This window comes from Rothia sp. ND6WE1A, assembly GCF_001683935.1.
In the GTDB taxonomy this organism is placed as follows: domain Bacteria; phylum Actinomycetota; class Actinomycetes; order Actinomycetales; family Micrococcaceae; genus Rothia; species Rothia amarae.
This window is the reverse complement of the sequence record NZ_LXTU01000002.1, coordinates 61,659-73,966: the sequence shown is the minus strand read 5'-3', so window position 1 is coordinate 73,966 and position 12,308 is coordinate 61,659. Positions and strand designations below refer to the sequence as shown.

At 52.1% G+C, this 12,308-nt stretch carries 11 protein-coding genes; 1 reads left to right on the top strand and 10 read right to left on the bottom strand.

Going from position 1 to position 12,308, the window contains the following annotated elements:
• Nucleotides 1–19: 19 nt before the first annotated feature.
• Entirely contained in the window at nucleotides 20–985 is a 966-nt protein-coding gene (miaA, locus tag A7E48_RS00515) for a tRNA (adenosine(37)-N6)-dimethylallyltransferase MiaA (protein WP_068168006.1), read from the bottom strand.
• On the bottom strand, nucleotides 985–2,496 hold the full coding sequence (gene miaB, locus A7E48_RS00510) for a tRNA (N6-isopentenyl adenosine(37)-C2)-methylthiotransferase MiaB (protein WP_068168003.1): 1,512 nt from the start codon (nucleotides 2,494–2,496) through the stop codon (nucleotides 985–987). The genes miaA and miaB overlap by 1 nt, the downstream gene beginning before the upstream one ends.
• A 34-nt stretch (nucleotides 2,497–2,530) precedes the next feature.
• Here miaB and A7E48_RS00505 point away from each other — a divergent pair, with 34 nt between their 5' ends.
• On the top strand, nucleotides 2,531–3,652 hold the full coding sequence (locus A7E48_RS00505) for a phosphotransferase (RefSeq protein WP_068167998.1): 1,122 nt from the start codon (nucleotides 2,531–2,533) through the stop codon (nucleotides 3,650–3,652).
• Here the strand turns inward: A7E48_RS00505 and A7E48_RS00500 are convergent.
• From A7E48_RS00500 to A7E48_RS00470, 8 genes are all read right to left on the bottom strand, one after another.
• The gene (locus tag A7E48_RS00500; protein WP_068167995.1) at nucleotides 3,633–4,643 is read right to left on the bottom strand and encodes a winged helix DNA-binding domain-containing protein; all 1,011 of its coding nucleotides are present in this window, start codon (nucleotides 4,641–4,643) and stop codon (nucleotides 3,633–3,635) included. The two genes, A7E48_RS00505 and A7E48_RS00500, sit on opposite strands and share 20 nt — an antisense overlap.
• A gap of 11 nt (nucleotides 4,644–4,654) precedes the next feature.
• Nucleotides 4,655–5,632: a regulatory protein RecX gene (locus tag A7E48_RS10655; protein WP_083147080.1), complete on the bottom strand. Its 978-nt coding sequence runs from the start codon at nucleotides 5,630–5,632 to the stop codon at nucleotides 4,655–4,657.
• A 126-nt stretch (nucleotides 5,633–5,758) separates the two neighbouring features.
• Entirely contained in the window at nucleotides 5,759–6,877 is a 1,119-nt protein-coding gene (recA, locus tag A7E48_RS00490) for a recombinase RecA (protein WP_068167991.1), read from the bottom strand.
• Nucleotides 6,878–7,081: 204 nt separating this feature from the next.
• Nucleotides 7,082–7,303, bottom strand: coding sequence for a DUF3046 domain-containing protein (locus A7E48_RS10650; RefSeq protein WP_083147079.1), 222 nt, complete (start codon nucleotides 7,301–7,303; stop codon nucleotides 7,082–7,084).
• A 124-nt stretch (nucleotides 7,304–7,427) separates the two neighbouring features.
• Complete coding sequence (locus tag A7E48_RS00485; protein ID WP_068167989.1) at nucleotides 7,428–7,880, bottom strand: helix-turn-helix domain-containing protein; 453 nt, start codon at nucleotides 7,878–7,880, stop codon at nucleotides 7,428–7,430.
• A gap of 204 nt (nucleotides 7,881–8,084) precedes the next feature.
• The gene (locus A7E48_RS00480) at nucleotides 8,085–8,585 is read right to left on the bottom strand and encodes a CinA family protein (protein WP_141669313.1); all 501 of its coding nucleotides are present in this window, start codon (nucleotides 8,583–8,585) and stop codon (nucleotides 8,085–8,087) included.
• Between the two features lies 1 nt (nucleotide 8,586).
• Entirely contained in the window at nucleotides 8,587–9,186 is a 600-nt protein-coding gene (gene pgsA, locus A7E48_RS00475) for a CDP-diacylglycerol--glycerol-3-phosphate 3-phosphatidyltransferase (RefSeq protein ID WP_068167985.1), read from the bottom strand.
• 19 nt (nucleotides 9,187–9,205) lie between these two features.
• Nucleotides 9,206–12,295, bottom strand: a complete 3,090-nt coding sequence (locus A7E48_RS00470) for a DNA translocase FtsK (protein WP_068167982.1) — start codon at nucleotides 12,293–12,295, stop codon at nucleotides 9,206–9,208.
• Nucleotides 12,296–12,308: the final 13 nt, after the last annotated feature.

Sequence of the window (12,308 nt, the reverse complement as noted above, 5' to 3'; positions counted from 1 at the left end):
CGCTGTCTTTTTTAGTATTCTACGGGGTTTCGTTCTTTCGCGCGTATGTCTGAGAACGGATGATTTCTAAGGCTTTAGACGTCTTTTGGCTGTCATTCCAGTCCAACCAATTCACTCTAGGATCTGCATTGAACCATGTAATTTGACGACGGGCGAACTGACGGGTTGCCACTGCCGTGTCTTCGATGGCGTCTTCCACCGTGTATATATCCTCTTGCGAGCGCTGGCTTTCAAGAACCCGTAAGAATTCGCGATAGCCTATTGCCCTAGAGGCAGTCTTTCCCTCGCGCAGACCCTGGGCTTCTAGCTTTTCGACCTCGTGAAGCAGCCCTTGCTGCGCCATCATCTCCACTCTGCGGTGAATACGCTGATGAAGCTCAGCCCGGTCACCGTTGAGACCGATTTGCACAGCCGGCTGAACGTACTGACGCTGGGGCATAAAGGAAGTGAAAGTCCGACCGGTCACCTCCCACACTTCCAAAGCACGAATGAGGCGGCGATCATCTTTTACCCGCGCCGCTGATTCCGGGTCAATCTCCTGCAGACGATCATGAAGTACACCCCTGCCTTTTTGCTCCAGTTCTTGCTCTAATGCTTTACGGACCGCAGGGTCTGTCTCGGGAAATTCTAAGTGATCCAGCGCAGCCCGCACATAGAGACCAGAGCCACCCACCAAAATCGGTAGCTTTCCCCGACCTTGAATATCTGCCATCAGTTCTCTGCACCGCTGTTGAAAAACCGCGACAGAAGCTTCTTCTCGCACGTCCAAAATATCCAGAAAATGATGGGGCACGCCCTTCATCTCCTCGGCAGATATTTTTGCGGTTCCAATATCCATGCCCCGGTAAAACTGCATGGAATCAGCATTAATACACTCCCCATCCAACTCCCGTGCGATTTCGACCGCCAAATCTGATTTACCGCTGGCCGTTGGGCCCACGATTGACACCACGGGAAATTGACTCGAAGAAAATTCGCTGGACATTATTGGCGGAAGGTGGGGAAGCCCAGGTTGACGGCGCCACCAGAAACCTGGGTGGTTCCGGTTCCACAGGAATCTGCTTGTGAACGATCCCAAGCATCACCAGCACGGGAACGGCGCACCGAATACTGTTCTGCGGTGGGATCAGAAATCAGGTGGAAGGAGCCTGCCTCAGTGACAGGCACGGTCACAAAGTCACCGGGTCGGGGAATCTCGGCGCCTTCAGGAACCGAAAAATGCACCAGACGCATATCTGGGGTGCGGCCTGCCAGACGGTGAGTTTCATCAGCCTTACGACCCTTCTCTGCGGTAACCATCAGTTCCACCGTCTTACCCAGCTGCTTCTTGTTCTCTTCACCCGCGATGCGATCCTGCAAAGCGGTCAGTCGTTCGTAGCGTTCTTGTACGACGTCCTTGGGAACCTGGTTTTCCATGGTAGCAGCGGGAGTGCCGGGGCGAATCGAATACTGGAAAGTGAACGCGGAAGAGAAACGGGATTCTTCCACCACGCGCATAGTTTCCTGGAAATCTTCTTCGGTTTCACCAGGGAACCCAACGATGATATCCGTGGTGATGGCAGCCTCTGGCATCTTGGCGCGTACTCGTTCCAAAATACCCAGGAACTTCTTGGACCGATAGGAGCGCTTCATATCTTTAAGCACCTTATCTGAGCCAGATTGAAGGGGCATATGAAGCACAGGCATCACGTTAGGGGTCTCTGCCATAGCGTCAATGACGTCATCGGTAAACATCGCCGGGTGGGGGGAGGTAAAACGAACTCGTTCAAGCCCCTCAATATTTCCGCAAGCCCGCAACAACTTAGAGAACGCCTGTCGGTCCCCGAACTCCACACCATAGGAATTCACGTTCTGACCAAGCAGCGTTACTTCCACCGCGCCGTCGTCCACCAAAGCCTGAACTTCAGCCAAAATATCGCCGGGGCGACGGTCTTTTTCTTTGCCTCGCAGCGAAGGAACGATACAGAAAGTGCAGGTGTTATTGCAACCTACAGAAATGGAAACCCAGCCCGAATAGACGTGATCACGCTTAGTCGGCAAAGTAGAGGGAAAGACTTCCAAAGACTCCAGCAATTCGGCCTGCGCCTCGTGATTATGGCGAGCGCGTTCCAGCAGAGTAGGTAGAGAGCCAATATTGTGGGTGCCAAACACGACGTCGACCCACGGCGCACGCTTGAGAATAGTGTCCTGGTCTTTCTGCGCTAGACAACCACCCACGGCAATCTGCATGTCCTCATTTTCACGCTTTGCAGGAGCAAGCATGCCAAGGTTGCCATACAGTTTGTTGTCGGCATTCTCACGTACGGCGCAGGTATTGAAAACCACCAGATCGGGAGTTTCCCCCTCTTGCACCGGCACATAGCCACTGGATTCGAGCAACCCACTCATGCGTTCGGAGTCGTGCACGTTCATCTGACAACCGAAAGTGCGCACCTCATAGGTACGGATTTTTTCGGCGGATTCAGGATTGGTTGATTCAGAAAGATTCAAAGTCACCGTTCAAGGTTACTAGATAGGCGATAATGGCTCTATGGTCCACGAGTCACTCACCGATGGTTTTTCCTCACTTTGCGAGAAATCCTGCGCACTCTATGAGCTTCAACCCGGTGATTCGCCGGTGACGACTCCTAAATTTCGTGCGCTTCTTCAAATGATGGTCACTTTGGGAGCTACGCGCTTGGAGGCAGGTGCATTAGAAAATATAGAGATTCTCTCCGCTGGAATGCGCTCCGTGGTGGTCAGGGGAGATTTCGAGAGGCAGTCTGCGATTCTCAAATATTTTCGGCGAAAAGACTCTGCTGTTAATTCCGGTGGTTTTGGGTATTTACGTGAAAAGCACGGCTTGATATGCCTCAATGACACGGTGCCAGGTTCTTTTTCGCGACTACTTTTTGCCGAGGACTCCCAGCGGGTCTTAGGTATTGAATATGTACCGGGGCGTTCCCTCGCTGACTACTTTCTCGATTCCGCTCAGGCTCAGGCAGCTCTTTCCTCCTGGATTGATTTTTGGACGCCGTTCGCTCAGCAAAATTCCTCGCAAACAAAAGGTGCCATATTTGATTTTGCCCATCGTCTCGCTCAAGCTGATCCGGCGGCGTCGACCCCCGGTATGATTGCATCCCCGCAGATGGCCTTGAAAGGGTTGATTAAGCTCGTCGAGCAGCGGAAAATCCCCGGCAGGGTCGGTGAATCTCTCACACCAATCGAGCTGGATCAGCTGCAACAGCAGTTAAAAAGCATAGTTTTTCCACCTCGTTCTGAGCTTACGATTCTATCGTCGGGAGATTTCTCACCGCATAACATTCTCATCACAGATTTAGAGAACCCCTCCGGCTCCAACATGGGTAGTCGGGGAATCGACGCCGAAGGTTCTGCTATCCACCACCGATATCTACCGCTGGCAGAAATGCTCTTAGGGTTTCCATCTGCCGACGATTCTGGCCGTTACTCGCGTTTTGTGTCGTCCACCTGGTGGCTTGATAGCGCTCGCACGTTGTATGAAAGAGCTTTTGGCTATCCTGGTTCTCAAATGCTCACCGACCCGCTTTTAGGGGCAACCATCCTCACCGTTCAGTGTGTCTTAGCTGAACAGGGGCAAAACATCTCGGTACCGCAAACAGTAACAGCTCTTACTACGCCGTTCGACCTATAACGGTTCCGTTTTTCACCGTAAAGTTCCAACTTATCCCGTTCATGGTGAGAACCTCGTGACGGATTTCAGATGCCATAGTAAAAGATTTGTCGCTATACCCCAGCAAATATTCGTCAAATGCGGGTAAATAAAAAGTTCTTTCTAGCGCCTGCTCTAGTTCTTCTGCAGTAATATTCAGCTGCCAGGAGGGCGCAAAATATTCGACATCCCCTATGACCATAGGGACGCAGTTCTCCGCTGACTTCAGGGCGGTGGTGGACTCCCGTTTGGTCAAGCCTGACCACCACGCCAAGTCGCTGACCGTCACGGGGCCGTGTCCATTGACATAACGCGTTCCCAGTTCTGCGAGAGCCTGTCCTGCAGGGAGATGTCGCTGATTAACGCGTAAACGATCGATGTGTTGAAAAGTCTCCCGGTACCCGGCGAGGCTCCCCTGCACCACATCGCCTAGTCCACCGAAGGCTCTGAGAAGATGAGGACCGCGCCCATCAGCGGTACTCACTCCGGCGTCTTCAAAAACTCGATAGGCGTCCCGGCGTTCTAATACTTCACCCGTCTTCAAATTCAGCAGATGCGCATAAAGCGCTTCACGAGCTCGTTCGAAATCTCCTTCAACAAATCCGAGACCATGCCGACGCTTAGCTGCTGCGGCTTCGATGCGCGGGGAACACAGGTGCATTAGCCAGCGAGCATCTTGGGCATCGAGAAAATGTAAAGTACCCCGCATGGGCCAAGCACGCACAATCTCATGATTTGCTACTGCTTCATGTACCAGAGCATCTGTAGCCTCGATATCCTGCCCTGACGCCTCACCGTTTTCAACGCGCAGTGCGATAGCGCGGATACCCGCTTTATATGTTTGCCCCTGAAGAGCCAGCAGGTGGCGAATTACGTACACAGGATTCTTCAACGCAGGTCTTGCATTCGAACCCGCCAGCCCTTGAGCAATCAGACGGCGCGCTTGCAGCTCATGTTCTGGCAAAAGAGTCATTGCAATGGTCCTTAGAAAAAATAATCATCTGTATCAGCTGATTCGATACCATTATCTTCGATGAAGCGGTCAATTTCTTCTTTGACTACGCTAAATGCCATAGAAGAGGGGTATCCCTTACGTGCCAACATGCTGACCAACCGGCGCATAATCTTGTCTTTTTCTTTACGGTCAGAAAAATCCATGGACGGGCGCATTTTCTTACGGACCAGCTCATGAGCGTCGGCTCGCTCGTCTTCCTCGGTTCGTTGTTCCAGAGCGACCTCAGCTAATTCACCGTTAACACCTTTTTCGCGGAGTTCCCGGCGAATTGCCGTCTTAGAAAGTTTCTTGACGTTCGCTCGCGTCCGCACATACATGTGAGCGAATTCTTCATCGTTAATCAGTTTGACAGCTTCAAAACGGTCTAAAACATCTTGAGCGGTGTCCTCGCTGATTTCTTTATCTCTAAGTTTCTTTTCCAGTTGCGCCCGCGATTTTGCTGACGCCGCTAGCTGATTAAGAACGATGTTTTTCGCCTGCGTAAATTCGGATTCGGGTTCTCTGCTGCGCCCCCGTCGTTGCCCCCTGCTGGTGTTTCCTTGAATTAGAGGGGATTCGGTTTCGGCTAGCCGGCTATCTGCACGAAATTGAACGCTTGATGAGGTGCGTTTCTTCTGTGGAATCTTCTCTGGAGGTTCCGCCCCAAATGCCGGAGCAAACGGCGATTTGGGATTAGTCTTCGGTTTCCTAAAACCTTTCTTATGCCCCTCCCTATACCTCTTGCGGGGTCGAGCTCCCGAGAGTTTCTGAGAAGCGGAATAAGCCGTTAGGAGTTTCTTCTGAGAGTTTTCTTTCTCTGAAGGCGCTGCAGATGGGGTTGCTTTCCCCGTATAGGGAGTTCCTACCGAGTCGCTCGGTGCTCCTGAGGTATTTCCTCGCCCCGGTAAATCTTCGTGTTCGCCGAGGGCGGCAGGGTGCCATGCAGGAAAGTCATTCGTTTCAGCCATACTTTCCTCCCCCACTTTCTTAAAATCCAGCGCATTCAAAACGGTGAGGCAGGGGCGCTCCCCTGCCTCACCGTTGAGAAGCTTTATTCAACTTATTCGGGCAAAACCATACCCTCAAGCGTTACTTTAGAAGTTCTCGCTCACTGCATCCAATGGATCAATATCCTCAGAGAACTCATCCGCGACGTCAGCGCTCTCTTCTTCTTCATCAGACTCAATAATGCCAAGCTTCACCAGAGTTTTGTACTTGATTTCCTCGGCAAGCTCAGGATTATCCTTCAAGAAACGACGGACATTTTCTTTACCTTGACCCAGCTGATCGCCTTCATAGGTAAACCAAGCACCGGACTTCTTGACGATGTTGTTTTCAACGCCCATGTCAATAATGCCGCCCTCAATGGAAATACCTTCGCCATAGAGAATATCGAATTCAGCCTGCTTGAAGGGCGGAGCCATCTTGTTCTTCACAATCTTGGCACGGGTGCGGTTACCGATGGGGTTAGCACCATCTTTCAAAGTTTCGATACGACGGATATCAATACGAACCGACGCGTAGAACTTCAAGGCTTTACCACCGGTAGTGGTTTCGGGAGAACCGAAGAAAACACCAATTTTTTCACGCAACTGGTTAATGAAGATGGCGGTGGTACCGGTCTGCGCCAAACGGCCGGTGATCTTACGCAAAGCCTGCGACATCAATCGTGCCTGGAGGCCCACGTGGGAATCGCCCATTTCGCCTTCAATTTCTGCGCGAGGAACCAAAGCTGCAACTGAGTCAACCACGATGATGTCAACAGAGCCTGAACCCACCAACATGTCCATGATTTCCAAAGCTTGCTCACCGGTATCAGGCTGAGACACCAACAATGCGTCTGTATCAACGCCCAACTTAGCAGCGTAAATAGGATCGAGCGCGTGCTCGGCGTCGATAAAGGCAGCAATACCGCCTTCTTTCTGAACGCTAGCAACGGCGTGCAAAGCTACAGTGGTCTTACCTGAAGATTCAGGACCATAAATTTCTACGACGCGACCACGAGGCAACCCCCCAATTCCCAATGCGGCATCCAGAGACAGTGCGCCAGTGGAGATAGTTTCAACTTTCACGGCTTCTTTATCGCCCAGACGCATGACTGCGCCCTTGCCATAATTCTTATCGATTTGAGCCATGACGGCTTCAAGAGCTTTTTCGCGCCCCTCTTCTGAAACTCGGCTGACCTGCTGGGTTGTGCGGGATTTAGCTGCCATTATGTATAACCTCACTTGGTTTCTGTGATGGAAGTTTTGCTTCTGACACCACAGTAAGCGCAACGACTGACAATTTAAGGCCTTTTTCGAAATCTGTGGATAAATCCGACCTAAAAATTGAACTTTTTTCTATCTGTGGAAAACTTTACCGGTTTTCGAACATATTTTCTAGTATTCGAACTTAATTAGAACAAAATAACCAATCTAAGACTTTGGGGGAATATCTGGACCCCACCTACGCTCCGGTGGTATCTCCTGCATGGTGCATACAGCAAGCCATACCGCCCGCACGTCTTCTCCGCGGTTAAGCGCTTCTTGAACAGTAACGTTATTGAATTCGGGAAGCACGAGGTCTCGTGCCAGTACTCTCGAATATGAGGGTGTAAATTCATAATCCATCAGAGACCAAAATTCACTGAGTTTCACAGCAACCCTTCCCTTTTAGGTACTTCTCAACCATGCTTTGTCATAAAAACTGCACGCCCATGATTCATGAACGTGCAGTCTAGAAGATTGAGGCGGCGAGAACCACCTTCAAACATCCCCATAATTATCGAGTGGGGCTCAAAGTAGGCTCGCCTGAAGGAATATCCTTGGAAGAAGTAGCGGAAACACCGTATTCACGCTTGAACTGTTCAGAGAACTCAGCGGGAACCGTATCGGGAACATTGAAGCCTTCTTCAACAGCCATACGCTCTGAAACCTCTGCAAGCATCTGAGAGAGAGGAATCTCCAGTGCCTGACAGATAGAAGCGAGCAGTTCAGAAGAAGCTTCTTTCTGACCGCGTTCCACTTCACTGAGATAGCCCAATGAGACTCGAGCCGAATGAGAGACTTCGCGCAACGTACGATTCTGACGCTGACGAACATCACGAAGCACTTCACCAATAGCGTGACGCAACAGGATTACCTTGGGCTCGCGCGAGGTGGGTGCAGTATTTGCGGACTGACCCACATCCTTCCAACGGACGACACCGTTTACGGATACGGGTTGCTTAGTCATTTTTATACCTAACTCCTGGTATTCATGCTCAGATGCCTGAGCGCTTCTAATAGCCTAACTGATTTCAGATAATAAGCAAGATTATTTTATTCTTCAGAAATCTTTTCTATTCACTGAAGCCTTGCATTTAATACAACAGCACGTACCTGTGTTTTCATTCCCCTAAATTCAAAAAATTCTCTGGGTATTTCCTGAGAGAAGGCCTTAGGGGGACGCTGGGCTGGAAGATATCAGTGCGCCCAGTAGTAGATGAAGAGCATCTTCTGCAGCTTGAAGTCGAATCTCTCGGCGATCACCCGAATATTGTTGCTCCACGCTTCGGGAACCTTCGGGAGTAAGAATACCTAAATAGACCCTGCCCACGGGTTTACCGTCATGCGGTGCTGGCCCAGCCACGCCCGTCGTCGAAATAGCAAATTCTGCACCGCATACTCTAGCGGCGCCCTGCGCCATCTGCTCCGCTACCAGAGGGTCCACCGAACCTTGTTCTGCAAGCAACTCTTCTTCAACACCAAGCACCGTTTGCTTGACCTCATTGGCATAAGAAATGACGCCGCCGTAATAAGTAGCGGAGGCACCAGGTACTGTACAGAGAAAATTACCCAGCATGCCCCCGGTCAAAGATTCAGCAGTGGCAAGGTGAACCCCTCTCGCAGTTGCAGCTTCAATAACCTCTCGAGCAAGCTCTTCCAATTCGGCCATCATATTAGGAGGGGTTCTTTGCTAGATAGTCACGGCGGAGTTCGATTGCTTTCTTCACGTAGTCGAGACCCGTCACCACGGTAATAACAACCACAGCCGCCATCACGATATAACCGGGAATGAGAGCCCAGGTACCCAGCTGCCCCAAAGGAGCAGCTAAGAGTACCAGCGCAACGGTCTGCAAAACGGTCTTAAGCTTGCCACCTTTGCCTGCAGCCATCACGCCATAGCGAATCACGAAGAAACGCATGATGGTAATCCCCCACTCGCGCACCAAAATCACGATGGTGACCCACCACCACAGCTCGCCAAGAATGGAAAGCATGACAAATGCTGCACCGGTAAGCAACTTATCGGCAATAGGGTCTGCGATTTTGCCAAAGCTGGTAATCAAGTTGCGCGAACGAGCGATGGAGCCATCCAGCCAGTCAGTAATCATCGCCAGAATAAACACCGCCAGTGCCCACCAGCGTGCGCTCAGCGAATCCTCCCCAAAGGTGCCGCCCCCCGCCATGAGCCACACAAATAGCGGAACCATAATGATGCGCAAAGTAGTTAGTACATTGGGCAGGTTCCAGTTGGAAGCCTGTTGGGTTTCGCTCATGACGATCTCTCTTTCTGGATTATCTGCCGGTGAGATTCCAGGCGTCTTCGTCGCCTGGTTCATCAGCTGAGTCAAAATAGTCGGGGGCTGGTTCGCCGAGGGAACTAGCCACGGCATCGGTTCCATAGTGCTCGCCCAAACCGCTCTCAGCGGGAACTGTAGCCGGTTCGGGCTCGGGTGGATCTTCGCCCCGTAGTTTCGCCAAAACTACCGGAAGATCATCGGGAGCTACCAGCACATCGCGTGCTTTCGACCCTTCTGACGGTCCAACGATTTCGCGTGATTCCAGCAAATCCATCAGACGGCCTGCTTTAGCGAAACCGACGCGTAGCTTGCGCTGCAACATGGAAGTTGAGCCAAATTGGGTAGTCACTACGAGTTCAGCTGCCTGCAAGAGAACATCGAGGTCATCTCCAATATCATCATCAATCTGCTTCTTCGGAGCTGCCTGGATGACATCGTCACGATAGCGTACCGGCATCTGGGTTTTGACGTGCTCCACGATGTCATGAATCTCAGATTCACCGACCCACGCACCCTGCACTCGAATAGGCTTAGATGCACCCATCGGCAAAAAGAGCGCGTCACCCTGTCCGATGAGCTTTTCTGCACCGGGTTGGTCGAGAACCACACGGGAATCGGTAACCGATGAAGTCGCAAAAGCCAGACGCGAAGGTACGTTCGCCTTAATCAAACCGGTGACGACGTCGACCGACGGGCGCTGGGTAGCCAGCACCAGGTGGATACCCGCAGCACGAGCCAGCTGGGTGATACGCACGATGGACTCTTCGACGTCGCGCGGGGCAACCAACATGAGGTCCGCAAGCTCGTCCACAATCACCAAAAGGTAGGGATATTCCTTGATGGTTCGCTGAGAGCCCGGCTCGGGTTGAATCTTGCCCGCCTTGACCGCTTTATTGAAATCATCAATGTGCTTATATCCGTAATGAGCCAGGTCGTCGTAGCGGGCATCCATTTCTCGTACTACCCATTGCAAAGCTTCAGCAGCCTTTTTCGGGCTGGTGATAATGGGAGTAATAAGGTGAGGGATACCTTCGTAAGCGGTCAGTTCCACGCGCTTCGGATCAACCATCACTAGGCGAACCTGATCGGGAGTAGAGCGCATCAGAATAGAGGTAATCATCGAGTTCACGAACGACGATTTACCTGCACCCGTTGCACCGGCAACCAGCATATGGGGCATCTTTGCCAAGTTGGCGAGAACAAATCCACCTTCGACATCTTTGCCCACGCCCATAATCATGGGATGGTGCACCTGATGAGCTTGTGGAGAGCGCAGGACGTCGCCCAACGCTACGGTCTCGCGGTCGGTATTTGGAATCTCAATACCAATAGCGGATTTACCGGGAATAGGCGAAAGGATGCGCACGTCAGCAGATGCCACAGCATATGCAATATTTTTAGAAAGCGCAGTAACTCGCTCAACTTTCGTGCCGGCACCCAACTCAATTTCGTAGCGGGTGACGGTGGGGCCACGGGAGAATCCGGTAACCTCGGCGTCCACGTTGAACTGCTGGAGCACGTTAGTTAATGACTCAACGACTTGCTCATTGACCTCGGATGACTCTTTGGCAGGTGGGCCAGCAATCAGCAAGGATTCCTCGGGAAGTTCATAGTTACCCGAAGAGGATTCGACTACCTGTGCCGGCCGTGGTGTCTCCACCGGTGCTGAGATCGTGTTGTTCTGTACCGATCGGCTAGCCGAAACAGGGGCAGCCTGTGGCGTATTTGAGGGCGCCGGGGCTGGACTCGATGCTGCCGGTCGCTGGGGAGCCATTGCACGGGACGTTGTTGCCTGAGACTGACCTGCTGCTACCGATGCCGAAGCGTTAGCTGAGCCAGAAGGCTCTTGATCTCGATTCGATTCTGTTTCTCTGGGACGAGAATCTTCTGGTTCGACCCGTCCGTGATTTACCGCTGCCTGCTGTGCCTGGGCAAGGCGCTGAGCTGGAGCATCTGAATCGGCATACTGGCTAACATCAAAAAGCTCGCTTTGTGCCTTAGCAGAAACAGGTTCTTCTTCCTGTGCCATGACATCAAACGCCTTCGTCTGGCGTTTCTGGGCACGCTTTGAAGAAACTGTCTTCTTCTGGGGCTGGGTGGGTGGATCAACATATTCGTAATCGTCAGAAAGCAGGGCGGTATCAAACGCTTCATCACCGTCATAGCGATCCAGACGCCGATCATTTTCATGCCCAGTTCCAAAGCCCAGCCATGCCAAGAGCCCCTTCCGAGGAGGGCTAGCAGGAGCGGGTTCGTGCTCGTAGAGATAGCTGCGGTCATGCTCTTTGGCGTCTAATTGGGTAGTAGCTGGTTCAGGACGCGCGGGCGCCTCCCCCAACATGACCCCCATCAAATGAACGATTTTGGGAACAACTTGGCGAAGAGGAGTTTTGGTAGCAATGAGCAGACCGATCAAGAAAACAAGCCCGATGAGAAGCCACTCAAAGAAACTAATACCGCCCACTAAACGCATGGCAGGGGCTGAGAGAATTAGTCCAATAATTCCGCCACCAGACCACACGCCTTCAAATCCTTGAGCGAGGGTGGGATAACCTGCCAGCTTGGCACCGAGCATGGAGGTGGCTATTACCATGAGCAACATGCCCAGGGCTATGCGGTTGTTAGCGTGAACCTCCACAGGATGGCGGAAGATTCTCCAGGCGAACACCATGCAGAAAATTGGAATGAGCAGAGTTCCAAAGCCAAAGAGACCGCCCACCATCACATGCCAAGCGTGAAGGGGCCATTCAATCCAAGAGTACGTATCGATGGTGCGCCATGCCCACCATTCCACTCCGGCAGTTATCAACCCGATGGTGAGAATCAGTAATGCTCCCCCATCGCGCCGCTCGTCAGGGTGCATATCAGTGCGCAGAGTTCCCATACGACGGACGGCGGCGCCGACCGTGTGTGCCAGGGAAGTCCACACTGCCAAGATGCTCCGTAGCAACCAGTTAGGTGACTCAGATGCAGACTGAGCACCAGAGCGAGCGCGGTTTGAGCCGCCCTTTGCTCGGGTGCTAGAGGAACGTGTCTTTTTCTTTCCAGCCTGGGAAGACCGACCAGATGAGGTTCTCGGTGCCATACGTCCTAAACAT